Annotated in this window: 22 protein-coding genes; 7 read left to right on the top strand and 15 right to left on the bottom strand. The window is 50.0% G+C overall.

What is annotated here, in order from left to right; genetic code table 11:
• Positions 1 to 472: 472 nt before the first annotated feature.
• The 3 genes from ACO0LN_RS24420 to ACO0LN_RS24410 are packed head-to-tail and all read right to left on the bottom strand — an operon-like array spanning position 473 to position 2,075.
• Entirely contained in the window at positions 473 to 937 is a 465-nt protein-coding gene (locus ACO0LN_RS24420; RefSeq protein WP_422978354.1) for a GNAT family N-acetyltransferase, read from the bottom strand.
• A gap of 22 nt (positions 938 to 959) precedes the next feature.
• A complete protein-coding gene (locus tag ACO0LN_RS24415; RefSeq protein WP_422978352.1) occupies positions 960 to 1,610 on the bottom strand; it encodes an FMN-binding negative transcriptional regulator in 651 nt (216 codons plus the stop codon).
• A gap of 3 nt (positions 1,611 to 1,613) precedes the next feature.
• The gene (locus tag ACO0LN_RS24410; RefSeq protein WP_422978350.1) at positions 1,614 to 2,075 is read right to left on the bottom strand and encodes an OsmC family protein; all 462 of its coding nucleotides are present in this window, start codon (positions 2,073 to 2,075) and stop codon (positions 1,614 to 1,616) included.
• Positions 2,076 to 2,179: 104 nt separating this feature from the next.
• Here ACO0LN_RS24410 and ACO0LN_RS24405 point away from each other — a divergent pair, with 104 nt between their 5' ends.
• Positions 2,180 to 3,679 carry a PLP-dependent aminotransferase family protein gene (locus ACO0LN_RS24405; RefSeq protein ID WP_422978348.1) on the top strand — a complete coding sequence of 500 codons (1,500 nt, stop codon included), beginning with the start codon at positions 2,180 to 2,182 and terminating at the stop codon, positions 3,677 to 3,679.
• A 14-nt stretch (positions 3,680 to 3,693) separates the two neighbouring features.
• Here the strand turns inward: ACO0LN_RS24405 and leuA are convergent, their stop codons facing one another.
• From leuA to ACO0LN_RS24380, 5 genes are all read right to left on the bottom strand, one after another.
• The gene (leuA, locus tag ACO0LN_RS24400) at positions 3,694 to 5,406 is read right to left on the bottom strand and encodes a 2-isopropylmalate synthase (RefSeq protein WP_422978358.1); all 1,713 of its coding nucleotides are present in this window, start codon (positions 5,404 to 5,406) and stop codon (positions 3,694 to 3,696) included.
• Between the two features lie 119 nt (positions 5,407 to 5,525).
• Positions 5,526 to 5,660 (bottom strand): hypothetical protein, encoded by a 135-nt coding sequence (locus ACO0LN_RS24395; RefSeq protein WP_422978346.1) that lies wholly within the window; start codon positions 5,658 to 5,660, stop codon positions 5,526 to 5,528.
• A 391-nt stretch (positions 5,661 to 6,051) separates the two neighbouring features.
• Positions 6,052 to 6,855 (bottom strand): prolipoprotein diacylglyceryl transferase, encoded by an 804-nt coding sequence (lgt, locus tag ACO0LN_RS24390; RefSeq protein WP_422978344.1) that lies wholly within the window; start codon positions 6,853 to 6,855, stop codon positions 6,052 to 6,054.
• Entirely contained in the window at positions 6,849 to 7,766 is a 918-nt protein-coding gene (locus tag ACO0LN_RS24385; RefSeq protein WP_422978342.1) for a LysR family transcriptional regulator, read from the bottom strand. Before ACO0LN_RS24385 ends, lgt begins: the two co-directional genes overlap by 7 nt.
• An 83-nt stretch (positions 7,767 to 7,849) precedes the next feature.
• Positions 7,850 to 8,080, bottom strand: a complete 231-nt coding sequence (locus ACO0LN_RS24380) for a TIGR04438 family Trp-rich protein (protein WP_422978340.1) — start codon at positions 8,078 to 8,080, stop codon at positions 7,850 to 7,852.
• A 154-nt stretch (positions 8,081 to 8,234) separates the two neighbouring features.
• Between ACO0LN_RS24380 and ACO0LN_RS24375 the strand changes: the two genes are divergently transcribed.
• Positions 8,235 to 8,543 carry a c-type cytochrome gene (locus ACO0LN_RS24375; protein ID WP_422978338.1) on the top strand — a complete coding sequence of 103 codons (309 nt, stop codon included), beginning with the start codon at positions 8,235 to 8,237 and terminating at the stop codon, positions 8,541 to 8,543.
• A gap of 179 nt (positions 8,544 to 8,722) precedes the next feature.
• Here ACO0LN_RS24375 and ACO0LN_RS24370 read toward each other — a convergent pair whose 3' ends face one another.
• The gene (locus tag ACO0LN_RS24370) at positions 8,723 to 9,868 is read right to left on the bottom strand and encodes a branched-chain amino acid ABC transporter substrate-binding protein (protein WP_422978336.1); all 1,146 of its coding nucleotides are present in this window, start codon (positions 9,866 to 9,868) and stop codon (positions 8,723 to 8,725) included.
• Positions 9,869 to 10,013: 145 nt separating this feature from the next.
• Between ACO0LN_RS24370 and ACO0LN_RS24365 the strand changes: the two genes are divergently transcribed.
• Positions 10,014 to 10,526, top strand: a complete 513-nt coding sequence (locus ACO0LN_RS24365; RefSeq protein ID WP_422978334.1) for an Lrp/AsnC family transcriptional regulator — start codon at positions 10,014 to 10,016, stop codon at positions 10,524 to 10,526.
• A 242-nt stretch (positions 10,527 to 10,768) separates the two neighbouring features.
• On the opposite strand, the gene ACO0LN_RS24360 is transcribed toward ACO0LN_RS24365, so the two are convergent.
• The 6 genes from ACO0LN_RS24360 to folD form a co-directional block, all read right to left on the bottom strand.
• The gene (locus ACO0LN_RS24360) at positions 10,769 to 12,073 is read right to left on the bottom strand and encodes a D-amino acid dehydrogenase (protein ID WP_422978332.1); all 1,305 of its coding nucleotides are present in this window, start codon (positions 12,071 to 12,073) and stop codon (positions 10,769 to 10,771) included.
• 153 nt (positions 12,074 to 12,226) lie between these two features.
• Positions 12,227 to 12,628, bottom strand: a complete 402-nt coding sequence (locus ACO0LN_RS24355) for a hypothetical protein (protein WP_422978331.1) — start codon at positions 12,626 to 12,628, stop codon at positions 12,227 to 12,229.
• A gap of 1 nt (position 12,629) precedes the next feature.
• A complete protein-coding gene (locus ACO0LN_RS24350; RefSeq protein ID WP_422978329.1) occupies positions 12,630 to 13,049 on the bottom strand; it encodes a DNA polymerase III subunit chi in 420 nt (139 codons plus the stop codon).
• A gap of 6 nt (positions 13,050 to 13,055) precedes the next feature.
• Positions 13,056 to 13,661 (bottom strand): glutaredoxin family protein, encoded by a 606-nt coding sequence (locus ACO0LN_RS24345; protein ID WP_422978327.1) that lies wholly within the window; start codon positions 13,659 to 13,661, stop codon positions 13,056 to 13,058.
• A gap of 17 nt (positions 13,662 to 13,678) precedes the next feature.
• Positions 13,679 to 15,742 (bottom strand): M3 family metallopeptidase, encoded by a 2,064-nt coding sequence (locus ACO0LN_RS24340; protein WP_422978325.1) that lies wholly within the window; start codon positions 15,740 to 15,742, stop codon positions 13,679 to 13,681.
• Between the two features lies 1 nt (position 15,743).
• A complete protein-coding gene (folD, locus tag ACO0LN_RS24335) occupies positions 15,744 to 16,589 on the bottom strand; it encodes a bifunctional methylenetetrahydrofolate dehydrogenase/methenyltetrahydrofolate cyclohydrolase FolD (RefSeq protein ID WP_422978323.1) in 846 nt (281 codons plus the stop codon).
• A gap of 381 nt (positions 16,590 to 16,970) precedes the next feature.
• Between folD and ACO0LN_RS24330 the strand changes: the two genes are divergently transcribed.
• From ACO0LN_RS24330 to aceF, 4 genes are all read left to right on the top strand, one after another.
• Positions 16,971 to 19,760 carry a TonB-dependent receptor gene (locus ACO0LN_RS24330; protein WP_422978321.1) on the top strand — a complete coding sequence of 930 codons (2,790 nt, stop codon included), beginning with the start codon at positions 16,971 to 16,973 and terminating at the stop codon, positions 19,758 to 19,760.
• Positions 19,761 to 20,009: 249 nt separating this feature from the next.
• Entirely contained in the window at positions 20,010 to 20,480 is a 471-nt protein-coding gene (locus ACO0LN_RS24325; protein WP_422978319.1) for a DUF4265 domain-containing protein, read from the top strand.
• A 453-nt stretch (positions 20,481 to 20,933) separates the two neighbouring features.
• The gene (gene aceE / locus ACO0LN_RS24320; protein WP_422978317.1) at positions 20,934 to 23,630 is read left to right on the top strand and encodes a pyruvate dehydrogenase (acetyl-transferring), homodimeric type; all 2,697 of its coding nucleotides are present in this window, start codon (positions 20,934 to 20,936) and stop codon (positions 23,628 to 23,630) included.
• Between the two features lie 136 nt (positions 23,631 to 23,766).
• Positions 23,767 to 25,089 (top strand): dihydrolipoyllysine-residue acetyltransferase, encoded by a 1,323-nt coding sequence (aceF, locus tag ACO0LN_RS24315; RefSeq protein ID WP_422978315.1) that lies wholly within the window; start codon positions 23,767 to 23,769, stop codon positions 25,087 to 25,089.
• Positions 25,090 to 25,094 lie beyond the last annotated feature (5 nt).

The following is a 25,094-nucleotide window of genomic DNA, read 5'->3' as shown; positions in this document are numbered from 1 at the left end:
AAAGAAATGGACCATGCCTATACAACACTGGCGACAGGCATTGAATCGCTTTGATATAGAATTTGGGGAGCGCATCAACGCTCACCAATAGTTCCGGGAGAACTTACACAGATTTTTTTACAGGCTCATGGGCGGTGACGCATGAGGTCACCACGCCATTGCACTAGATATTGTTGTGACTGATACCAATATTCTAGCTCGGCATGCAGCCAGCCAGTGCTAAAGCCCTCATCCTGGCCAGTGACCTCTTCCCCTGCTGCTGAGTACCCTCACCTGTACTTTTGGCCAAAGGGCGATTTGTAATAATCTTGATCCGGAGGCCAGGCCAAGTACACATACGAGCAGAAAAATCAGTTTCATTAAGGGAGCAGCGCGCAGAGCGAATGGGGGATGTCTAATGGGAAGAGAAATATTGCCTACCCGCGCCGTTCTTGTAAATGAATGAATATCTTTTATTTATATGCTGATTTACTTAAGACGTCAGGATTTTTTTGTACAGAATAAATCCTGACCGGTCCGCGACCTGACGATATAGTTTTTGCGCGGTTTCATTGGTTTCATGGGTTCCCCAATACACAACTGTAGAACCAGCCAGTTTTGCCTGTTCATAGACCGCCTCTATCAAGGCACGGCCCACACCCTGTCCACGCTTATCAGAACTGGTGAACAAATCATTCAAATAGCAACTTGCTTCGATACGGCTGGTGGTCCTGTGATACAGATAATGCGCCAGTCCTACCAACTGCCCATCCTGCTCAGCGACCAGAGCGTACACTGGTTCATAGCCGTCAAAAAACCTGTCCCATGTCCTGAGCGTCACTGCTTCTGGCAAGGCATTTGGGCCAGTGCGTTCATAAAACTGGTTATAGCCTTCCCATAGTACGGACCAGTTGGCGAAATCTTCTTTGGTGACGGCACGTACTACTACTTTACTCATCTCTTTTCCTTGTCGTTTCGTTTTATTCGGTTTCAAACAATTGCTGTTCCATGGCGCTTGCCAATGCGTGCGAGGCAGGATCATGTTGTTCGCGTAATCCATCCACCATATTCACCCTGTCTTGCGTGCTTTTGTTCTGGCTGGTTTTCCATTTGCCGCTGATGCGATGGATGGGGATTTCTATGCCGACTATCATATCCATCATGCGGTCTATATATTCTGCAGGCGCATCACTGACTTTCCATGGCTGGTCGAACTTGCGCTCAAAGTTATCGCTAAGATCGCTGAGCAGGCGCAAAAATTCCTGCCGGTCTTCGACGATGCGCATGGGGCCGTGCACATGCACGACTGCATAGTTGTAGGTCGGCACTACAGAACCGCTGCGTTGCTTTTCTTCATACCAGCGCGGGCTGATATAGGCTTGCGGACCCTGGAAAATCACTAGCGCATCCGTGCCTGAAGCGGCGCTTTGCCAGACCGGATTATTGCGGGCGACATGGCCTCGCAAAACGCCATAAGGTGCATCTGCGGTTGGAGGCGAAACGATGATGGGAATGTGATTCGCCTCCAGTTCGCCAGCTTGCAAGCTGACCAACGCTGCCAGCGGATGCGCCTGCATCAGCGCGTGTAAAACTTCTATGCGTTCTTCAGCAAAATGACTGGGCATGTACATGGGCTACTCGATTTCTATGATGACTTCGGCGTTAATGGAGTTGGCGATATAACAGTGTTCATGCGCCATATGATGGAGTTCTTCACGCTCCTGCAAGTCTGGTTGCTTATCACCGCTATAGGTCTCCTGCGGGCGCAGATGGATGCGGGTAATCGCTTGCTTGCCCCGTGCATTTTTATCCATGATGCCTATCGCCAGATCACGGTATTGATCCACCACATAGCCACGTTTGCCCACGAAGAATAAATAAAACAGCATATGGCAAGATGCCAGCGCAGCAACCAGCGCCTCTTCCGGATCGACATTTTTTTCTTCCGACATCGGTACCGGGACAGACAGAGGGGATGAGGAAGCTGGTACTACCAGGCCGCCATCAAATTCCCATGCATGCGCACGGCTGTAACGATTGTCGCTAAAAACCTGTTCGCCACGTTCCCATAAAATTTTTGCCTGGTATTGATGCATTTGTTTACTCCCTTGCCGTGAATTTACGTTAATCTTATGCCTGGTATTGGCTATTGAAAAGTACCAATTTTATAAAAAATAAGAATGCCAATTTGGGTGGGAGCATGCATATTTCTCAAATGATTGCCGGGATAACCCTGGACAGACAAGACAGCCAGCCCTTGTACCGGCAGTTGTACGCCGAAATACGAAAAAGTATATTGGCAGGCCAGATGTTGCCTGGAATGCAGTTGCCACCCAGCCGCGAGTTTTGTCAGGAGCTGCAAATTTCCCGGCAGACGGTTTTGAATGCCTATGATCAATTGCTGGCGGAAGGGTATTTGCGTGGTTCAGTAGGGCAGGGGACTTTTGTGAATGAAGATTTACCTGCGATTGCAGAACGCGTCAAAACAAAGGTCAGCGATATACCTGCGGCACGACTGCTGGACAGGATTTCAAAGCGCGGACTGCAACATATAGACCCGCGCGGCAGCACACGCTTTCATCAGGGTAGTGTAAGGGCATTCAGAGTCAGCATGCCTGACCTGGATTTATTCCCATTTGATATATGGGCGCGGCTGGAAGCGCGTCATTGCCGCCATCCGAAAGGACAGCTGGGCTATGGTGACCCTGCCGGTCATCTGGCTTTGCGTGAGTTACTCGCGGTTTATTTGAAGGCTGCACGAGGTGTGAATTGTGCGCCGGAACAAATCCTGATTACCTCCGGTTCGCAGCAGGCACTATATCTGCTGAGTACCATGTTGCTTGATCCGGGTGAAAAGGCCGTGGTGGAATATCCATGCTACCGCGGCACGACAGCTGCCTTGCATGCATCGCAAGCTGACATCTGCGCCGTACCGGTTGATGGTGAAGGCATGGATATCGAATACGCAGCGATGTATTATCCCGATGCGAAAGTCGCTGTCGTCACACCTTCTCACCAGATGCCTTTGGGTATGACCATGAGCCTGCAAAGGCGCATGGCCTTGCTGGAGTGGGCACAGGCGAATGCGGTATGGGTAGTGGAAGACGACTATGACAGTGAATACCGTTTTGGCAGTTCCCCGCTGGCATCCCTGCAGAGCCTGGATACACATCAGAGCGTCATCTATGTAGGTACTTTATCCAAGGTCTTGTTTCCGGGCTTGCGGCTCGGCTATCTGGTGCTGCCAGAAAAATTGCTGGAGCCCATGATACAGGCCAAGGCAGTCATCGATAAACATACCAGCATCATGCCGCAAATGACATTGGCCGACTTTATTGCAGAAGGCCATTTCGGCAGACATATCAAGCGCACCAGAAAAGTCTATGCAGAACGACAGGCATGCTTAGTGAGTTGTCTGGAAAAGGAATTGGCAGATGAACTTATCTGCGGCGCGCAAGATGGCGGGCTTGATCTGGCTGTGTATTTCAAACAGGCTTACGATGAAGAACAGATCATAGAAGCCGGGCAAAAAATCGGACTGGAGTTGCGCGGCCTGGGTCACTACGCCGATGTGCCGGGAAAAACAAACAGGCCGGCAGAAAGTCCTGGCGGCCTGTTACTGGGTTTTGCTTCACTGACTTGTGCAGAGATAGAGCGCAGCGTCAGCAAGCTGGCTACGCTCTTCAAAGCTGCTCATTAGCGATCAGGCAGCGATCAGGCCGCAATCATCTGCATTGCCGTATCTGAGTTTGTATGGCGATTAATGACACTGATGATGGCGCGCATGCTGGCCGTTGCCGCATCGTCAGCTATGCCTGCACCATGCTGGCTGCTGCCATCATTGACGCGCGCTTCTATAATGCTGATGTATTGTGAACGGCCTTGCTGTGTCACTTGCTGTTCTTGCTTCTCGATGATCCTGACTTGATATCCAAGCGCCTGGCAGGCATTGACCTGGGCTTCAACAATACCATGACCTGTACCCTGGATAGCTTGTGGCTGTCCGTGATGCAGCAGATCGACATGCAAGGATACTTGTGCCGGATCGGATGGCGATGTCCTTTGATGCAGGACCGGGTTTGCATGATGAGCTTGATAACTGATGGGTGTTGCTGGCGCGAGATAGCTGTCGCTGAAAATCTGATGTATCTGTTCTGCCGTCATTTCCTTGCCGCTGTCGTCGGCAGCTGTTTGCACAACACGGCTGAATTCAATTTGCATGCGTCTTGGCATGCTGATGCCATATTCCTGTTCCAGCAAAAAGGCCATGCCACCTTTGCCAGACTGGCTGTTCACGCGTATCACGGCATCATAATTGCGGCCAAGGTCAGCGGGGTCTATCGGCAAGTAAGGTACTTCCCATATCGCATCTTTTTGTTGCTGGGCGAAGCCCTTTTTGATAGCATCCTGATGTGAGCCAGAAAATGCTGTGAAGACCAGATCGCCGACATAAGGGTGGCGCGGATGCACAGGCAATTGATTGCATTCTTCCACGCACTGCCTGACGCTATCGATATCAGAAAAATCCAGCCCTGGATCTACACCCTGGGTATATAAATTCAAGGCCAGCGTGACGAGATCGACATTGCCGGTGCGTTCACCATTGCCAAACAAGCAGCCTTCAACCCTGTCGGCACCGGCCATGACAGCAAGCTCTGCTGCGGCGACTGCCGTGCCCCTGTCATTATGAGGATGCACGCTGAGTATGATGGCATCGCGTTGCGTCAGATTTCTGTCCATCCATTCAATCTGGTCGGCATACACATTCGGCGTTGCGCATTCGACTGTGGTCGGCAAGTTGATGATCATCTTGCGTTCAACGGTGGGTTGCCAGATAGCGGCAACAGCGTCACACACTTCTTTTGAAAAATCCAGCTCGGCCATGCTGAAGGTTTCTGGTGAATATTCAAATACCCATTCTGTCTCTGGCATGGCATCAGTGAGTTGCTTGATGAGACGGGTGCCATCAGTGGCGATCTGTTTGACTTCTTCACGCGATTTGCCAAATACAATGCGGCGGAAAGCGGGTGCTATCGGGTTATACAAATGCACGATGGCGCGCTTGGCACCGCGTACGGAATCGATGGTACGGCGTATCAGGTCTTCGCGAGATTGCGTCAATACTTCTATCGTTACATCATCTGGTATGCGTTGTTCTTCAATGAGTTTGCGGACGAAGGCGAAGTCTGTTTCGGATGCAGAAGGGAAGGCGACTTCAATTTCTTTCAAACCTATCTTGACCAGCATTTCAAAGAACCTGAGTTTTTTCTTTGCATCCATGGGTTCTATCAGCGCCTGGTTACCATCACGTAAATCCGTACTCATCCATATCGGTGTTTTGCTGATGCTGCGGCTGGGCCATCGCCTGTCCTGCAAAGCGATAGTTGGGAAGGCTTGATATTTTTTAGCTGGATTACTCATCATGATGTTCTTTTCCTTGGGCTGGCACAGTGCCTCAGCAAGGCGCTGATATTTTCAAATTGGTGAATGGATACTGATGTGGTGGCGCTTAGCTAACCGGCTGCCACAGAGATACGCGAGGCCGGTTAACCGATCAGTAGTCGTAGCGCTAGTAGCTTGCGACCGTGAGCAAGTGACAGCGCAGATTGTGGGCGTGCAACGCCAGGCATGACGCTGATAGCGCCCGCTGAATTCTTTGCTGATGTGCCTGATGGTGTCATGCTGTTTTTCCTGACGTCAGGAAGCCTGTGCTTGGTGCTAATTGGGTATAAAGGTAATTTTTGATACTGGTGTTTTAATCTGGCAGGTATGCCGACTAAAATTGGACAAGCTGCTTACTTATAGTAGCGAGCTTGCTAGAGATGGTAGTAGAACTAAAGAGACAGACACAGACGACAGCGCTGCTTGCAGCTTGGCGCTGTCAGCAGTTTTTCTTGCAGATGTCGATGTCAAAAAAGAGTTCATGCAATTACTGTAAAAGATTTTGCCTGCGCACGTCAAGCAGTATTTTTTGTTTGCTTGTCGATGTGCTGACTGATCGGCATTTCATCGCAACGCAATCTCAATGAAATGCCGCTCAGGCAGATTAACAGCCATGCAAATATCAGCTTCTCAAGAACCTGATTTTTTATTGTTCCTGTAGGCGAAGCCTAATAGCAATAACCCACCAATAATCATGGGAAATGACAGCATCTGCCCGGCTGAAATTGTCGCGCCCAGAATATTGACTTCATAGTCCGGGGTGCGGAAATATTCCGTGAAGAAGCGGGCGCAGCCATACAGAGTGACGTATAAGGCACCTACAGCCAGGCGCGGCCTGGCTTTGGATGCATATATCCACAGTATGACGAATGCCAGCAAACCATCTACCAATGCCTGGTAAATAGGTGAAGGGTGAACCGGGTGGCCAATACCCGGCCACATCATTGCCCATGGCAGGTCTGCAGATGCGATGCGGCCTGGCAATTCATGGTTGATGAAATTACCCAGGCGACCGGCAGCGTAACCCAGCGGCACCAGCGGCGCGATGAAGTCATACACGTCTGCAAGGTGAAACTTGGCCTTGCGTGCCCATAGCGACATGGCAATCAGCACACCGATGAATCCACCATGGAAAGACATACCACCTTTCCAAACCGCAAATATTTCCAGCGGGTGCTCCAAGTAATATGAAAAACCATAGAAAAACACTTCACCCAGACGGCCACCAAGTATTACACCCAGTACACCAAAAAACAGCATGTCGTCGATATGTTCGCGTGTCCAACCCTGTGCAGCGATATGCGGTTGCTTGAGCCGGACGCGGCCCAGGGCAATGAACTGGGCAAAGGCGATCAGGTACATGATGCCATACCAGTGGACCGAAACAGGGCCAAGGTGGAAAGCGACAGGATCAGGATTTGGATGAGTCAGCATGGATGATTTGGTAAGTTAAACAGGTGCGCAAATGCGGCCAGCACTGCAGAATGATTGTCCTTGCGCCAGGCCAGGCCAATTTCAACGGTGGCGCTGGCTTCCGGCAAATCGAAATACAAGACGCCAGGGCGCTGCAAATTTGAGACGGATTGTGGCACAAGTGCGATTCCCATGCCAGCAGAGACCAAACCGACGATGGTTTGCATCTGTATCGCTTCCTGGCCGATGGCAGGCGTCAGGCCCGCAGCATGGAAGCAACCGAGGATGGCATCATGCAAAGCTGGGGCAATTTTGCGAGGGAATAGTATCAACGGCAAGTCAGTGCAATCGCTGAGGCGCAGTTGCTGGCGTCCTTTGGCGTGGTTTTCTGGTACTGCCAGCATTAATGGTTCAGACAGCACTTTTTGATAATTGAACAGGTTTTGCAACTTGTCTGGAAGTGGCGGTATCAAAAAACCTGCATCAATTTCGCTATTTTCCAGTGCCTGCAATTGTACGTCTGTGGTTGCTTCTCGTAATTCTATGTGGACATCGGCATGATGGCGGCGAAATTCACGCAGAGCAGGTGGAAGTACGCTGTAATCAGCAATAGACACAAACGCTATGGATAAGTGACCATAAGTGCCGCTGGCGGCTCTCTGTGCCAGTTCAGGCAGGGATTGCGCCTGTGCCAGCAAGCGCCTGACTTCCGGCAGTAGCGCCATTCCGGCAGATGACAGCGAGATATTGCGCGTATTGCGGATAAACAGTTCTGCCCCGAGTATGGCTTCCAGCGCCTGTATGGCTTGTGATAAAGGTGGTTGGGTCATGTGCAGGCGCGCAGCTGCCCTGCCAAAGTGCATTTCTTCCGCCACGGCCAGGAAGTAGCGTAACTGGCGCAGTTCTAGATTTCGTAACTCAGGTACAGACATCTGGCAGCTCAGCCGGTATTTTATGTTGTGTCAGAATGCTGCAGATACGCAAAAATAATCCGGGAAACATCCAGGTGCTGGCATTAGCGGCGGGTGTTTTTGTCAAAGGTGCGTTTGACACGTTCTTTCTGGATTTTTTCAAAATGTGCATGATCTTTGCGTTTGTCCAGGCCCAGCATACGTTCAAGAACTTCAAACCAGGCAAATGCTGCACCAGCACCACCAATAATCCACCACCATGACATGGTGGCAAAAATCCATACATCTGCCAGCTTCAATACGAGCATGATGAATAAAACGATGATGATGAACATGGGATGCATCCTTTTTCTGGGAAAAACCTTCAAACTCATTGTTACATATCATGGAGTTTCCTTAATTTTACTGCAGGTCAACCCCGGTATGTAGATAAACGTTAAAATTGTCAAAAGGCGGTAGAATAAGTGAGTTTTTAACTTGGAGAAAGCAATGAAATATTCTTTATTGGTAGGTTCGGTATTGGCAATAATGGTTTCTGGCTCGGCTTGGGCGAATGCTGATCTGGCAAAAGCAAAAAATTGCATGGCCTGTCACGCAGTCGATAACAAGGTTGTGGGCCCTGCTTTTAAGGATGTGGCCAAGAAATACGCCAGCGACAAGACTGCTGAAGCCAAACTGGTACAAAAGGTATTAAAGGGTGGTTCAGGTACATGGGGCCCGGTTGCCATGCCACCAAATGCCCAGGTAAGTGATGCAGAAGCAAAAACCCTGGTTAAATGGGTGTTGAGTTTGAAATAAATTCTGGTTTGATATGGATTAATTGATCTGTATTAAACTAATGAATAAAAAAACCTGGCATAAGCCAGGTTTTTTTATTGTTCATCATATCTGCTTGTTGAACTGTTTCAGTTTCGCAAGAGCTTGCAGTTTGTCTCTGCAAGCTCTTGTGTGGTGCAGATATTATTTAAGCCGCTAACTTACTTGACTACGCGCAGCAGATCACGTTTGCCGCCTTTGTATGTGTACAAAGTCAGTGTGCCGTCTTTGATATCGCCTTTGTCATCAAATGCGATGTCGCCTGTTACGCCTTTGTAGTTGATTTTCTTCAACTCTGGCAGATATTTGGCTGGGTCAGCAGAGCCAGCTTTTTTCATTGCTTCTACCATGACCATGACTGAGTCATAGACATATGGTGCATAAATCTGGACTTCTACACCAAATTTTTTCTTGAATGCAGCTTTCCAGTCGTCATTGACTTTCTTCTGTGCATCCAGAACACCGCCAGCTTCGGCGCAAACTACCTGGCCTTCGCCGATGCCGTTGTCAGCCAGTTTAACCAAGTCAGCTGTACAGATACCGTCGCCACCCATGAATTTGGCTGTGATGCCCAGTGCCTTCATCTGACGCAGCATAGGACCAGCAACAGCATCCATACCACCGAAGAAGATGACGTCTGGGTTTTTAGCTTTGATAGTGGTCAGGATGGCGCTGAAATCTGTAGATTTATCAGTTGTATGCTCTTGCACAACAATGTCAGCACCTTTGCCTTTGGCGCCTTTGATAAATTCTTTTGCCACGCCTTCGCCGTATGCTGTTTTATCATCAATCACAGCGACTTTTTTAGCGTGGTTGATTTGCACCGCAAAACGACCCAGTGTGCCACCCAGTTGGCCGTCATTCGCTACCACGCGGAATGCACCTTTGAAACCTTGTTTGGTGTAGTCAACGTTAGTTGCAGATGGGGAGATTTGAACGATGCCTGCATCGTTGTAGATTTTGGAGGCAGGGATAGTTGTACCGGAGTTCAAGTGACCGATAACGCCGTTTACTTTCGCATCGACCAGTTTTTGTGCTACGGTTGTGCCTTGTTTTGGATCGCCAGCGTCATCTTCAGTCAGCAATTCGAATTTGGCTTTTTTGCCGCCGATCATCACGCCTTTGGCGTTCAGTTCTTCGATCGCCATTTTGGCGCCGTTTTCATTGTCTTTACCCAAGTGGGCGATCGCGCCGGAGATAGGGCCAACGTGACCAATTTTTACAACCAGATCTTGAGCTGCCGCAGCACCAGCGAAAGCGAAAGCAATTGCGCCAGCCAGTGGAATCATTTTAGTTTTGAACGACATGAACATACTCCTAAGGATTAAAAAGTAGGATAACAGTACTGCATCTCTGACTTATTCAGATAACTGAACAGCAAGAAGGTACAACAGAAAAAATATTTCGCAAAGCTATTTTGTGTGGTTTTTTCTCCAAACTGACGTTTTTTATATGCCCCAATATCGCACCCTTGACAAGCTTGATCGCAAGCTCCTGAACCTCCTGCAAAAAGACAACCAAACCCCGACCAGGGTACTCGCCGACAAGCTGCATATCTCCCAGCCCACCTGCCTGCGCCGCATACGGGAACTGCGTGAAGCGGGCGTCATCAGCGCTGAAGTAGCGATGGTCGATAGCTTCGCCCTTGGCCATGGAATGCTGGCTTTTCTGGAGGTATCGCTGATCAACCAGTCGGATGAATTCATGCGAGAATTTGAGACCCGCATGAACAAGGAAGCCGAGGTCATGCAATGTTATTTTGTGTCTGGGGAGTATGACTATTTCCTGGTGGTCCACGTGATAGACATGGACGCCTATTACCAGTTTGTGCGGCGCGCCATTTCCGGCTCTGGCAATGTTCGACATTTCCATTCCCGTTTCCCCATGAAGCGTGCCAAATTTACGACACGTATTGCCTTTGACGAAAAAGCCGAAGAGTTACCTGTGCGTATTAAAGGCAAGTAAAGCCAGATAAAACAACATAAAGCTAAATGATTCAGCCTGTTTTCCAGTAAACGCCGGGATCTTGTGTTTGGATGACAAAAAGAACGCAAGTTGTTGCAGATAGAGATTCCATCTGGCAACTTGCGTGAGGGGAAACTTGTTTTGCTACGCCCGCTTCAGCGGGCGTTTAGCTTGCAGGGCAGAGCTTTGTCTGAGCGCATCCTGTCTGTATCAGAGTAGTTTTTAGATAAAACTTGCTTGTCTCAGGCGGGCAGCAGAATGGTTTTCCCCGCCTTGTATTCCATGCCAGTGAACGCAAAATCGACATCTGGCTGTACATCCGAGACGATGTCTGCAATCGCACGGCCAGAACCTGCGCCCATGGTCCAGCCCAGCGTACCGTGGCCGGTATTGAGGTAAAGATTACTGATGCGGGATTTGCCTATATAAGGAACATTCGAAGGCGTCAGTGGCCGCAAACCTGTCCAGTAAACCGGATTATCGTAATCGCAGGCGGTCGGGAACAGTTCCCGTGTGCGTCTGGTAATAGCTTCGCAACGGGCAGTATTGAGGTCTCTGCCATAGCCATTGATTTCACAGGTGCCTGCAACACGCAGGCGGTTGCCGAGGCGCGACACGACGAGTTTATAGCCATCATCTGTCAGCGAAATAACAGGTGCCTGCTCAGGATTGGTAATTTGATAAGTGGCCGAGTAGCCTTTGCCTGGATAAATCATCAGGGAGATACCCAAAGGTTTTAACAGCGTTTGTGAGTGACTGCCCATGGCAACCACAAAAGCGTCAGCATGCAAGGTCTTGTGACGCCCGGCTGCATCAATGATCTCCACGCCAGTAATTTTGGCGCTGGCGCCAGTGCCCTCAGATAACAAGCGGGTGACCGTCGTGTTGAACTGAAATTGCACGCCTGCTGCCGCGGCCTTGTCAGCCAGACCTGTTGTGAATTGATAGACGTCGCCTGACTCATCGGTTTCGGTGTAATCGCCACCAACGATCTTATCGCGTATGCCTGCCAGCGCAGGTTCCCTGCGTACCACTTCATCGGCATCGATAGAGTCGCGCGGGCAACCCAGGTCGCGCATGAGTTTTGCTGCGGGCAGGGAAATTTCGAACTCTTTTTGATCGGTGTAGAAGTGCAGTATGCCCTTGCTCAGATTGTCATACTGTATGCCGGTTTCTTCACGCAGGCTGCGCAAAGTCAGACGGCTGTATTCAGAGATGGCGACTATCTGGCGGATGTTTTCTGCCGTGCGGCCAGGTGTGCATTCACGCAAAAAGTGCATGCCCCACAGCCATTGCAGCCATTCTGCACGCGGGCGGAACAACAGAGGCGCATCTTCTTTGCCCAGCCATTTCAAGACCTTCATCGGTGCCGATGGATTAGCCCAAGGTTCAGCATGGGAGACAGAAATCTGGCCGCCATTGGCAAAGCTGGTTTCTTGTGCGGCACCAGGCTGGCGATCAATGACGGTGACCTCGTGACCCTGCTTTTTTAAAAACCAGGCAGACGATGTGCCAACTATGCCGGAACCGAGAACGATGACTTTCATGGGTAATCTCCTGTGTTTCATCTTGTATGCGATGCAGGAGATTGTAGAAATACTTTGCTTTCTCAGGTAATCAGAAAGCTACTTCAGATTTTTATTTTTAAACACGGATGGAGTCTTTGTGTTTAAAAATAAAAATATTATTAATTATTTTGATTATTTGGGCGACTTTGCCTTGGTGATTTCCTGGGTCACTGCGCGGGTGATGACTTCTTCCAGGGTTTTATGCAGGCCAGAGCGTATTTCTGTTGATAAATTGGCTACGGCAATCTGCAAAACATCGGCCAGGTTGTCCCTGATTCTGTGTTCGAGGACAAAATCTATGCGGGTCAGCACCTGGCGCAAGACGTTTTCACGCAGGCTTTGTTCCAGTGCCTGCCAGTCTTCTTCTGTCTTACCCGGATAATGATTGGTAGCTGTTTCATAGGCAGGCTGTGCCGTACCATCGATACCTGCATTATCAGTTGCTGCAACTGCTTTGGCAGGTGGCGTGAGGAGTTCTTCCGGCTTGATGACTTCAGTCAACACAGGAATGCTGGCGTCTATTTGATTATTCATTTTATTTCGCCACGGAGTGGGTAAGAGTATGACCTTGTTGCTGGTAGTGACGATAGCGCTCACGCCCGGCCAGTTTGTCTGCATCATCGGCAGAGATGACTTCTATCATGCGCTGAAACTGAGTAAAGTTGGCAGGGGTAGCAGCGGTCAGATTGATCAGCAATTCATAATGCGGGCAAGCAGCATGCTCATCGTGACTGAGTACGATGGGGGTCATGGCAGATAATGGATCGCTGAGCATTACATGCGGCAAAAAATCAGCTTCTGTCAGCGTCCATAAGGTCTCGTTCAAGCGCTGCAACCAGGCACGGTCGTGGTGATATACCACCATTTTGCAATTGGCAGCGTGGGCCTTGCGTATCAGGCGGCAAGAGTAGTTCAGCTTGTCCGCCACATTGCTATGAAAATCGATGCGTGTCATGCGAACTCAAAATTTAAAGCCATCGTCGGGCTTCTTGGGCTGGGGAGTCACTGCTTGTCTTGCTGCATCCGGCGCTTTGGGGGCGGCTGGCGGCGGTGGCGGGGCTGCAGGCTCCGCCGCTGCGTACCGGTAATCCTTGGGCAGTTTGCTGGTGGCTGGATAACCAGCTTTGCTCAGAGCATCTTTCCATTCATCCATGCTGTAGCCACGGAATTTGACGTTGGAAATCACGAGCAAGGGCATTTGCAAGTCGCCACTAACTTGCTTCATTTTTTCCTGGTCTGCTGCCGTGTTAACGGTTTTTTCGTTAAATGGTATGCCAAGGCTTTTGAGCAGGTTGCGGCCATCATTGCATGGTGAACAGCCATTGGCTGAGTACAGGGTGACCGGATTTTTTGCAACGACGATTGCCAGTTCCTGTGGCAGGTTACCGCCTTCCAGAGTATCGGGCAGTTTTTTCTTTTCTACCTTTTGATTGGCTGGTGGTGGTTGATCGCTATAAGTGACTTTGCCGTCTGGTCCTACCGATTTATATAATTGTGCCTGCGCTGCTGTCGCCATAAAAATGCTGGAAAGCATGCTGCAGATCAGGATCTTTTTGTTGAATGTCATCATTTTCTCCTCAAGACTCAGGCACTCATGCCATTGTGACGTAACAAGGCATCGATGACCGGCTCACGGCCACGGAATGCCTTGAACGAAGCCAGGGCAGGGCGGGAACCGCCAGCTTCCAGGACTTCGGTTTGAAATTTTTCACCCACCGCACGTGACAGGGTGCTACCTGATTCACTTGCGTGTTCTTCAAAAGCGGCATAGGCGTCGGCAGACAAGACTTCTGCCCACTTATAGCTATAATAGCCCGCCGCATATCCACCAGAAAAAATATGGCTGAAAGAATGCTGGAAGCGATTGAATTCTGGCGGCTGCATGACTGCCACCTTGGCACGCACTTCCCTGACGATGTCTTGCACGCTTTGACTACCATTCGGCTCAAAGGCATCATGCAAACGCATATCAAACAGGGAGAACTCAACCTGGCGCAGGGTTTGCAAACCAGACTGGAAGTTTTTGGCCGCAATCATCTTGTCATACAATGAGCGTGGCAATGCCGCACCAGTATCCACATGAGAAGTCATGTGCTGCAATACATCCCATTCCCAGCAAAAATTCTCCATGAATTGAGAGGGCAATTCCACTGCATCCCACTCCACACCAGAAATGCCAGAGACAGACAGATCATCTACCTTGGTCAGCAAATGATGCAGGCCATGGCCAAATTCATGGAACAGGGTAATCACCTCATCATGGCTGAACAGGGCAGGTTTTGCCACGCCATTCATGGTGACAGGTGCACTGAAATTACAGGTCAGATAAGCGACGGGTGTTTGTACTCCTTGCGCTGTCAATCTGCGGCCACGTGCGTCGTCCATCCAGGCACCGCCACGTTTGCCATTGCGGGCATACAGGTCAAGATAAAACTGACCGATCAGCGCGCCATTTTTTTCAAGCCGGTAAAACTTCACATCCTTGTGCCAGACAGTTGCCTGATCTGGTTTGATATCGACTGCAAACAGGGTCTGGATGACGCGGAACAAGCCATCGACAACCTTATGCTCAGGGAAGTATTCCTTCACTTCCTGCTCAGAAAAGGCATAGCGTTGCTGGCGCAGTTTTTCGGATGCATAGGCAGTATCCCAGGCTTGCATGTCGCTGATGCTCAGCTCGTCTGCCGCGAAGGCACGCAATTCTGCCAGGTCTTTTTCTGCATAAGGGCGGGCGCGTTTTGCCAGGTCTTCCAGGAACTGGCTGACTTGCGCCGGTGATTCTGCCATCTTGCTGACCAGTGATACTTCGGCAAAATTTTGATAACCCAGCAGCAGCGCCTCTTCTTTGCGCAGGCGCAGCAGTTCGGCCATGATGTCGCTATTATCCCATTCTGCCTTGCTGCCAAGCTCTGAAGCCTTGGTCGCATTGGCGCGGTAAATGGTTTCGCGGATATGACGGTTTTCTGCGTATTGTAATAACGGGAAATACGAAGGGAAGTGCAGGGTGAATTTATAGCCGGTTTTGCTATCGGCTTCTGCCGCTGATTTGGCAGCCTGCAATACATCTTCTGGCAAGCCTTTGAGCTCGGCTACATCTTCGATGAAGAGGCCGTAATCATTGGTTGCATCGAGCAGGTTTTCAGAAAATTTGGTCGATAGGGCAGCCTGCTTTTCTTGTATCTCTGCATAGCGCAGCTTCTTGTCCTCGGCCAGTTCTGCACCACTCAACTGGAAGTCGCGTATCGCATTCTGGATGATAGTTTTTCTGGCTTGTGGCAGGCTGGCAAATTCAGGCGCTTGCTGCAAGGCTTTATAGCCGGCAAACAGGGCGAGATTTTGCCCCAGCTCTGTCCAGAACTCAGTAATGGCTGGCTGGTTTTCATTGTAGGCGGCGCGCATTTCTGGCGTATCGACAACCGCATTTAAATGACCGACTATCCCCCAGGCGCGCCCCAGTTTTTCTGTGGCGTTTTCCAGTGGCTCTACAAACTTGTCCCAGGTAACCGGGCCAGTGTTTTTTTCCAGTTCTGCAATCACTGCACGGTTTTCTTCCAGCAGGGCGGCAATCGCTGGGCCAACATGCTGGGCCTGGATGTCAGAAAAACGCGGTAAATCGCTAAAGTCGAGCAGGGGATTGTCTTGGGTCATATTAAATTCTTTCAGCGGCTTCTATGGTGTTGACCAGCAGCATGGTGATTGTCATCGGACCGACACCGCCTGGTACTGGCGTAATATAACCCGCGACTTCTGTGCTTGGCAGATAATCAACGTCACCGCAGAGTTTGCCTTCATCATCGCGGTTCATGCCTACGTCGATGACGACTGCGCCAGGTTTGATCATGTCTGCCGTGACAATATTGCGCTTGCCGGTAGCAACGACCAGTATGTCGGCATTGCGTGTATGTGCAGTCAGGTCACGGGTCTTGGAATTACAGATGGTGACTGTAGCGCCAGCTTGCAAGAGCAACATGGCCTGCGGTTTACCCACGATATTCGAAGCGCCGACCACGACCGCGTTGGCACCGCGCACAGGATAATCTATCGATTCCAGCATCTTCATGACGCCATAAGGCGTGCAGGGACGGAACAATGGCTGGCCGGTCATCAACAAGCCCGCATTGCTGATATGGAAACCATCGACGTCTTTTTCTGCCGCAATCGCTTCGATGACCTTGTTGGCATTGATGTGGGCAGGCAGAGGGAGTTGCACCAGGATGCCATTGATCTTTGCATCATTGTTCAGGCGGGCAATGTGCTCAAGCAATGCTTCTTCGGTCAAATTTGCATCATATTTTTCCAAAACTGAGTAAAAACCGCAGTCTTCACAAGCCTTGACCTTGTTGCGTACATACACCTGCGACGCCGGATTCTCACCAACCAGGATGACAGCCAGGCCAGGCTGCTTGCCTGCGGCGGTCAGTTTGGCGGCACGTTGTGTTACATCGGCACGGATTTGTACAGAAAGCTGGGTACCACTGATGATTTGGGCAGTCATGGTTTTATAGGGCTATGTTAGTGATAGATAAGGCAGGATTATAAGGGATGGCGGCGCATGGAGCATGTCTGCAAATCAAGCTCGCGCTGTTGACTTCAATTCCGGCCATTTAACATTGTTTTTCATAGTGAAAAATTATGTAATTAATAATCAATTTTCAGTTTTGAATTACCTTTATGTAAGTCTTTTGTGTCAATTGGTTATGGAATTGTATCGCTTTGTTGTTTTCTGTCCGCATTCTCTGCGTATTCATTGACTTCAAATTTCAAGAATGGCTTCATACATATTGTGAAAATTAATTTTCAAAATATTTTTCATCGTGGTTGATTGACTGGCTTAGCCGCGATGTAACACTAGAAACAAACCCCCTAGGAGAGAGATATGCTGAAGGAAAAGGTAATTTCAAGATCGCTGCGCGTGATGTTTTCAGGCGGCTTGATGATGACAGCAGGTATGCTGGCACAACCTGCATTTGCGCAGGATGACGCCAAGGTACAGCGGGTAGAAGTAACAGGCACCAGTATCAAACGTGCTGAAGCTGAAACTGCATCGCCGATACAAATCATCAGCCGTGCAGATATCGACAAGTCTGGTAAGACGACCGTTGCCGAATACCTGCAAACCCTGACTTCCGATGGCGCGGGTTCTTTGCCAACCAGCTTCGGTAATGGTTTTGCTGCCGGTTCCACAGCCATCTCTCTGCGTGGCCTGGGTGCCACTTCTACACTGGTATTGCTGAATGGCCGCCGCATGGCGCAGTTTGGCCGTGCTGATGATGGTCAAAAAGCATTTACAGATATCTCCACTATCCCTATGGAAGTGGTTGAACGTATCGAGATCCTGAAAGATGGTGCTTCTTCCATCTACGGTGCAGATGCGATTGCCGGTGTTGTTAATATTATCCTGAAAAAGAACTATGAAGGCATCACTGTCAGCGCGACTGCTGGTACTTCCGGTTCCCGCGATGCCAATCAGATCAAAGGCTCCATCACTGCCGGTTTTGGTAATCTGGACAAAGACAAATACAACATCATCCTCAATGCCGAGGCTTACAAATCCAATGAGTTGATGAACAGCCAGCGTAATGACCGCGACTGGATAGGTACAGGCGACTGGCGTCGCTGGGGTTACCCTATGGTGACTGTGGGCTCTTTCACTTCCGGTTATATCGCCGGCAATAACAGCGCGCAACCAAATCCTGCTGGTTCCCTGCGCGATCCAAAAACGCTGAACTATGTTTCCCTGCCAGGTTGCTCCTCCTTGTCGACAACTAAAGTGCAGGATCCAGGTGGTGGCTGTTTGTGGTACGCAGATCAGTTCCGTACCATGCTGCCACAAATCGACGGTGTGAACCTGTTTGCCCGTGGTACCTGGCAGTTGAATGATGATTTGCAGGCTTATGCTGAATTTGGTTATTCCCAGCGCAAGGCCGCGTTCACAGTAACGCCTCCTTCTACATCTGCCAACGTGTTCTTCCCTTCAAATCCTACCAATTTGAACGGTAACATTAACTACGGCAACACCATCCTGATGTCGGCTTCGCATCCGCAAAATCCGTATGGCGCTGATGTCCGTCTGCGTTATTCCATGTTTGACGTCGGTGCTAACCGTCGTATTGCTGACAACTCCTTCTACCGCGCCGTTGCAGGTTTGAAAGGTACGATGGCTGGTTGGGATTTCGATACAGCTATTTTGCATTCTGAATCCAAGCTGCATCTGGACTACACCAACACCATCAATATGGCGGTATTGAAGTCTGCTCTGGGCGATCCCAAGAGCCCATACTTCCCATACTACATAGGTACTCAGGCCAGTAAAAACAATCCGGCTTTGTATGCAGCCATGGTCAAGACAGCGACTATCGATGCACCTACCAAAATGGATATCATCGACTTCAAGGCTTCCCGTGAATTGTTCGCTTTGCCGGGCGGTATGATGGGTCTGGCGGTCGGTGCTGAATACCGCCGTGAATCCTACGACATGCCTTCCCTGGACGGCAGTAAAGATGGTTCCATCAATGCCAGCTATGTAGCGGCTAAGGGCGATGAAACAGTATCTGCGATCTATGCAGAGTTGCTGGCTCCGGTCATCAAGTCTCTTGAATTGTCCGGCGCGCTGCGTTACGACAAATATTCTCACTTCTCCTCTGTGACACCAAAAGTCGGTGCCAAGTGGACACCAGTGAAAACATTTGCTTTGCGTGGTACTTATTCTGAAGGCTTCCGTGCACCAAGTGCTCCTGAATCTGGTACAGAAAGTTTCAGTGCAGGTACGGCATCTGTGCGCGATCCAGTACGCTGCCCTAATGGCACACCATTGCCAGGCGCACAGGCTTCTGACTGCGCTGCGACTTTCACAGGCTTCAAAGTTGGCAACCCTAACCTGCAACCAGAAAAATCCAAAGGTTACACTTTGGGTATGGTCTGGGACCCATTGCCAGACACCAGCTTCGCGATTGACGCATGGAAGATTCGTCGCAATAACGAAATCAACTCTATGTCCTTCCAGCAAGCAGCGGCCTTGCCAGGCGTATTGCGTCAGGATAACAACCTGACCATCAACGGCGTGGTGACACCAGGTACAGGTACCATCATCGGTGGTGCAGCTCCTTATGCGAACTCCAGCTACACTGAAGTCAAGGGTGTGGACCTGAACGCAAGGCAGCGTATCAATCTGGGTGAATACGGCAAACTGACTGCTGACGTCAACTGGACTCACGTTAATTCCTGGTTGCGTGTCGATGGTACAGTGCAGCATCAATATGCCGGTACTCATGGTAACTGCGATACATCCAATTGCGCTGGTACACCAAAAGACAAAGTCAACTTTGTACTGGGTTGGGACAGAGGTCCATTGAACATCACGGGCGTAGTCAGCTATCGTGGTTCCATGAAAAACATCCCAGAAGAAGGCCAGCCTTGCGCCAACAAGTTTGCTGACGGCACTGATGCGCCAGCAGGTTGCACACTGGCTTCCTTCACGACTCTGGATGTGTCTTTCCGCTACAAGGCAATGAAAAACCTGGAAGTCTTCGGTTCCATCGCCAATCTGTTTGACAAGGTTGCACCACTGGATCCTCTGACTTACGGTGCTATGGGCTTCAACCCCATGGACGGCAGCGGCGCAATCGGCCGTTACTTCAAAGTTGGCCTGAAATATCAATTCAAATAATAAGTAGTTACGCTGTTTAAGGCGATTCTAAGGGCGATGATTTATTCATCGCCCTTTTTTTATTCTTATGCCAAAATCGCCCCGCAAGTTACCAAAGTGCTGTACTTCCAGATAGGCGCCACACCAACCGTATCAGACAAGTCAACCTCGCAAACTGCAACGGCACGGCCTTGGATTTTTATTAGGGTGACTACTGAATTAAGATGCCCTATTATTGCCGAATCATATCTTGAATAAAAATGGAGATACATGTCTGCCAAAGCTGATGATTTGTATGGAAAACATCAATCCCCTGTATGGCGTGCAGAAGCTGATTTTCTAATAATGGCTAAAGTTGATGGCGATGGAGAGTCCCAAAAATGGGAGCAGCTATGGACCAAGAAAATTGATGCGCATAAATTTGTTATATGTTGCATTCCCTTTTTTACCTGGGATATGGATTTGGGTGATGAAGTAGAAACTACAAATGACTATGTATTTACCCGTGTCCTAAGGCCATCGGGATATAAAACTCACCGTATCTGGTTTGGTAATTCTCTGGGCACGGATACTGACGAGGTCGCTCAGACTTTGCAAAACTTAGGCGCAGAAGTAGAGTGGTCCTCCCGAAATCTGCTTGCTGTTAGTGCAGCAAGCAAAGAGATCAATAGCAATATATTGAAATATTTACTGCATCAGCATAATCAGCAGCGCTTGATCTATGAGTCGGTAAGACCCTGAAATAATTGGGGCATTTTAAATGGGGTCTGAAATATCGATTCAAATAATAAGTTTTATTAGAAAGACGATTGAAAGGGCGATGATTATTTATTCATCGCCCTTTTTTTGTTACCTTTAGAAAAGTTGTAGGTAAATTGCAATAACTTATCAGTGGATTAATAAAAATTTAAATGCTGTAAGCAATAAGCATGCTCATCATGTATTTCAAGGATTTTGCACTGCACATCAAGCATCATGAGTTAACTTTTAATAGATGGCTTATGAATAAAATAAAAGAATTTTTCATTTTAATTGCTGCGCTGCGGCGTAAATTTCACATTGTAAAATCATATATCGCTATTTGAAAAATTAAAAAGTCCTGTTAAAATACTCGCGAGAACAAAAAACTAGCCGTAATTTGTCGATTCGCCCCGCGCGTTTCACCCTGACGCGCACCAACAGGAGACCCCTTCTATGTCACCCCAGATAGACCAGGTGCTGGCCCAGGCCGCCAATGATCCCGATGTAGTTGAAACAAATGAGTGGCTGGATGCGCTTGAAGCAGTCATAGAGGCCGAAGGCCCAGAACGCGCACATTACCTGATGGAACGCATGGTAGATCTGGCGCGCCGCCGTGGTGCCCATATCCCGTTTTCCAGCAATACAGCCTATGTGAATACAATTCCGGCTGACCAGGGTGAGCATTGCCCGGGTAACCTGGAAATTGAAGAGCGCCTGCGTTCTTATATGCGCTGGAATGCGATGGCCATGGTGGTCAAGGCTAACCGCGTTGATGGCGACCTTGGTGGTCACCTTTCCAGCTTTGCGTCGCTGGCAAATATGCTGGGCATAGGCTTTAACCATTTCTGGCATGCGCCGACTGAAGATCACGGTGGTGATCTGCTTTACATACAGGGCCATTCTTCCCCTGGTATCTATGCACGCGCCTTCCTCGAAGGTCGTTTGACTGAAGATCAGTTGCTGCATTTCCGCCGCGAAGTCGATGGCAAGGGGCTGTCTTCTTACCCGCATCCAAAACTGATGCCTGATTTCTGGCAATTCCCTACCGTGTCCATGGGCCTGGGTCCGTTGATGGCGATCTATCAGGCGCGTTTCCTGAAGTATTTGCACGCACGCGGTATTGCTGACACTGAAAAACGAAAGGTCTGGGCATTCTGCGGCGATGGTGAGATGGATGAACCAGAATCCATGGGCGCGATCGGCATGGCTGGCCGCGAACAGCTCGACAATCTGGTGATTGTCGTCAACTGTAACCTGCAGCGCCTGGACGGCCCGGTACGTGGCAATGGCAAAATCATCCAGGAACTGGAATCTGATTTCCGTGGCGCAGGCTGGAATGTCGTCAAAGTCATCTGGGGTAGCGGCTGGGACGAATTGCTGGCGAAAGACAAAGACGGCATCCTGCAAAAAGTGATGATGGAAACCGTTGATGGCGAATACCAGAACTACAAAGCCAAGGATGGTGCCTATGTACGTGCCAACTTCTTTGGCAAACATCCAAAATTGCTGGAAATGGTCAGCAAAATGTCGGATGACGACATCTGGCGTCTCACTCGTGGTGGTCATGACCCACACAAGATTTATGCAGCATTTAAAGTCGCCCAGGAAAACAAGGGCCAGCCTACCGTTATCCTGGCCAAGAGTATCAAGGGCTTTGGTTTTGGCAAATCCGGCGAAGCACGCAACACCGCACACAATACCAAGAAGCTCGACGACGAAGCCATCAAGGCCATGCGTGACCGCTTCCAGTTGCCGATTGCGGATTCCGAATTGCCAGCAATCCCATTCTTTAAACCGGCTGATGACACGCCAGAAATGCAATACCTGCATGCGCGTCGTAAAGAACTCGGTGGCTACCTGCCGCAACGTCGTCAAAAAGCCGACGAGGCTCTGGTGGTGCCAGAATTGACCGCCTTCCAGGCCATGCTGGAACCAACGGCAGAGGGTCGTGAAATTTCCACGACAGCCGCTTATGTCCGTATCCTGACCGCCTTGCTGCGCGACGCCAGCCTGGGTCCACGCGTCGTGCCTATCATGGTCGATGAATCCCGTACTTTTGGTATGGAAGGTCTGTTCCGCCAGATCGGTATTTTCAGTCAGGTGGGGCAGTTGTATGAGCCTGTCGATAAAGACCAGGTCATGTATTACCGCGAAGACAAAGCTGGTCAGATTTTGCAAGAAGGTATCAATGAAGCTGGTGGTATGAGTTCATGGATCGCTGCGGCGACTTCCTACTCTACCAATAACCGCGTCATGATCCCGTTCTATACCTATTACTCGATGTTCGGCCTGCAACGTATTGGCGATCTGGCCTGGGCTGCTGGCGATATGCGTGCACGCGGCTTCTTGCTCGGCGGTACTGCCGGTCGCACGACGCTGAATGGTGAAGGCTTGCAGCATGAAGATGGTCACAGCCATGTACTGGCATCCACCATCCCTAACTGTATTCCTTATGACCCGACCTTTGCGCATGAAGTGGCAGTCATCATGCATGATGGCCTGCGCCGCATGGTGACCGATCAGGAAGATGTGTTTTACTACATCACCCTGATGAATGAAAACTATAGCCATCCAGGTTTGAAAGCCGGTCAGGAAGAAGGCATCATCAAGGGCCTGTACCAGTTGCAAAAATCCGAGCAGACTACCAAGCATCGCGTGCAACTGATGGGCTCAGGCACCATCTTGCGTGAGGTGATTGCCGGTGCTGAGTTGCTGCAAAACGACTGGGGTATTGCTGCCGATGTCTGGTCAGCTCCATCCTTCACTTTGCTGGCCCGTGACGGCCAGGATGCTGAACGCTGGAACATGCTGCACCCGACTGCAGAACCACGTGTGCCTTACATCGCTCAATGCCTGAAAGACACGGCTGGCCCTATCGTTGTCGCAACCGACTATATGCGCACCTTTGCTGAACAGGTACGTGCCTTCATACCTAAGAGCCGTAGCTATAAAGTGTTGGGTACAGATGGTTTTGGTCGCTCTGATTCCCGCGCCAAATTGCGTGAGTTCTTTGAAGTCAACCGTTACTTCGTGGTCATCGCTGCCTTGAAGACACTGGCTGATGAAGGTGCCTTGTCCGCATCCGTGGTGGCGCAGGCAATTGCCAAATACGGTATCAATGCAGATAAACCAAATCCGGTTACTGTGTAATTTTACGTCTGACACCCACTAACATTTCCTGCCACTTTCATTTTTAGAGTGGGGCAGGATGAGCGTGAAGACAGAGCATAAACCTGGCTTCACCCCAACCGCCCTGTGATAGCGCAGGGCGACAATGGAGAAAACTATGAGTAGCGTAGAAGTCAAAGTACCGGATATTGGTGATTTCAAGGAAGTTGAAGTCATTGAGCTGATGGTCAAAGTCGGCGACATCATCAAGGTCGATCAGTCACTGATCACCGTAGAATCAGATAAAGCCAGTATGGAAATTCCATCCAGCCATGCCGGTGTAGTCACAGAAATTAAAGTCAAGGTCGGCGACAAGGTTGCTGAAGGTTCTTTGCTGGTCGTGGTTGATGCTGCAGCAAATGCAGCGGCGGCACCAGTACCTGCGGCTGCTACGGCAGCAGCTCCCGCGCCAGCAGCGGCAACGCCTGCACCAGCGGCCCCCGCACCTGCACCGGCTCCAGTCGCAGCAGCACCGGTTGCACCTGCACCTGTAGCAACAGCCAGTGCAGGCAAAGCGCACGCCTCACCATCCATACGCAAATTTGCACGTGAACTGGGCGTCGATCTGAGCCGTGTTGCCGGTTCTGGTCAAAAAGGCCGTATCACACAAGAAGACGTACAAAACTTCGTCAAGGGCATCATGGCAGGCAGCACAGCTGTTGCTGCGGTTTCTGCTCCGGCAAAAAATGGCAGTGGCGTCGGCCTCGATGTATTGCCATGGCCATCGCTGGATTTCAGCAAGTTTGGCGCGACCACGACATCGCCTTTGTCACGCATCAAAAAACTCAGCGGCCCTAACCTGCATCGCAACTGGGTGATGATCCCGCATGTCACGCAATTTGATGAAGCTGATATCAGCGACCTCGAAGAATTCCGTAAATCTTCGAACGAAGCCCTGGTCAAATCCGGCGTCAAACTGACGATGCTGGCTTTCGTCATCAAGGCCAGTGTTGCAGCGTTGAAGAAATTCCCGGCATTTAATTCTTCGCTCGATGCAACAGGTGAAAACCTGATCCTGAAGCAGTATTACAACGTCGGTTTTGCTGCCGACACGCCTAATGGCCTGGTCGTGCCTGTTGTTAAAAACGCAGACCAGAAAACCCTGTCGCAAATCGCGGTTGAAATGGGCGAGTTGTCGGCCCAGGCACGCGATGGCAAACTGAAACCTGCTGACATGCAGGGCGCAACCTTCACGATCTCTTCACTCGGTGGTATCGGCGGTACGGCTTTCACCCCTATCATCAATGCACCTGAGGTGGCGATTTTGGGCTTGTCCAAATCCAATATCAAACCTGTCTGGGATGGCAAGCAATTCCAGCCACGCCTGATGTTGCCTTTGTCACTGTCCTATGACCATCGCGTCATTGATGGTGCCATGGCTGCCAAGTTCACTGCTTATCTGGCCGATGTCCTGGCTGATCTGCGTAAAACCTTGCTGTGAACGGA

It is taken from the genome of Undibacterium sp. TC9W, from assembly GCF_049339865.1.
In the GTDB taxonomy this organism is placed as follows: domain Bacteria; phylum Pseudomonadota; class Gammaproteobacteria; order Burkholderiales; family Burkholderiaceae_D; genus Undibacterium.
Note: the sequence above shows the minus strand (reverse complement) of the source record. Positions and strands in the feature narration are given on the sequence as shown.

Excerpts from the sequence above, each read along its gene's own strand:
- ACO0LN_RS24420 (WP_422978354.1), bottom strand. The coding sequence starts at position 937 with ATGAGTAAAGTAGTAGTACGTGCCGTCACCAAAGAAGATTTCGCCAAC.
- ACO0LN_RS24415 (WP_422978352.1), bottom strand. The coding sequence starts at position 1,610 with ATGTACATGCCCAGTCATTTTGCTGAAGAACGCATAGAAGTTTTACAC.
- ACO0LN_RS24410 (WP_422978350.1), bottom strand. The coding sequence starts at position 2,075 with ATGCATCAATACCAGGCAAAAATTTTATGGGAACGTGGCGAACAGGTT.
- ACO0LN_RS24405 (WP_422978348.1), top strand. The coding sequence starts at position 2,180 with ATGCATATTTCTCAAATGATTGCCGGGATAACCCTGGACAGACAAGAC.
- ACO0LN_RS24395 (WP_422978346.1), bottom strand. The coding sequence starts at position 5,660 with ATGACACCATCAGGCACATCAGCAAAGAATTCAGCGGGCGCTATCAGC.
- lgt (WP_422978344.1), bottom strand. The coding sequence starts at position 6,855 with ATGCTGACTCATCCAAATCCTGATCCTGTCGCTTTCCACCTTGGCCCT.
- ACO0LN_RS24385 (WP_422978342.1), bottom strand. The coding sequence starts at position 7,766 with ATGTCTGTACCTGAGTTACGAAATCTAGAACTGCGCCAGTTACGCTAC.
- ACO0LN_RS24380 (WP_422978340.1), bottom strand. The coding sequence starts at position 8,080 with ATGTTCATCATCATCGTTTTATTCATCATGCTCGTATTGAAGCTGGCA.
- ACO0LN_RS24375 (WP_422978338.1), top strand. The coding sequence starts at position 8,235 with ATGAAATATTCTTTATTGGTAGGTTCGGTATTGGCAATAATGGTTTCT.
- ACO0LN_RS24370 (WP_422978336.1), bottom strand. The coding sequence starts at position 9,868 with ATGTCGTTCAAAACTAAAATGATTCCACTGGCTGGCGCAATTGCTTTC.
- ACO0LN_RS24365 (WP_422978334.1), top strand. The coding sequence starts at position 10,014 with ATGCCCCAATATCGCACCCTTGACAAGCTTGATCGCAAGCTCCTGAAC.
- ACO0LN_RS24360 (WP_422978332.1), bottom strand. The coding sequence starts at position 12,073 with ATGAAAGTCATCGTTCTCGGTTCCGGCATAGTTGGCACATCGTCTGCC.
- ACO0LN_RS24355 (WP_422978331.1), bottom strand. The coding sequence starts at position 12,628 with ATGAATAATCAAATAGACGCCAGCATTCCTGTGTTGACTGAAGTCATC.
- ACO0LN_RS24350 (WP_422978329.1), bottom strand. The coding sequence starts at position 13,049 with ATGACACGCATCGATTTTCATAGCAATGTGGCGGACAAGCTGAACTAC.
- ACO0LN_RS24345 (WP_422978327.1), bottom strand. The coding sequence starts at position 13,661 with ATGACATTCAACAAAAAGATCCTGATCTGCAGCATGCTTTCCAGCATT.
- ACO0LN_RS24340 (WP_422978325.1), bottom strand. The coding sequence starts at position 15,742 with ATGACCCAAGACAATCCCCTGCTCGACTTTAGCGATTTACCGCGTTTT.
- folD (WP_422978323.1), bottom strand. The coding sequence starts at position 16,589 with ATGACTGCCCAAATCATCAGTGGTACCCAGCTTTCTGTACAAATCCGT.
- ACO0LN_RS24330 (WP_422978321.1), top strand. The coding sequence starts at position 16,971 with ATGCTGAAGGAAAAGGTAATTTCAAGATCGCTGCGCGTGATGTTTTCA.
- ACO0LN_RS24325 (WP_422978319.1), top strand. The coding sequence starts at position 20,010 with ATGTCTGCCAAAGCTGATGATTTGTATGGAAAACATCAATCCCCTGTA.
- aceE (WP_422978317.1), top strand. The coding sequence starts at position 20,934 with ATGTCACCCCAGATAGACCAGGTGCTGGCCCAGGCCGCCAATGATCCC.
- aceF (WP_422978315.1), top strand. The coding sequence starts at position 23,767 with ATGAGTAGCGTAGAAGTCAAAGTACCGGATATTGGTGATTTCAAGGAA.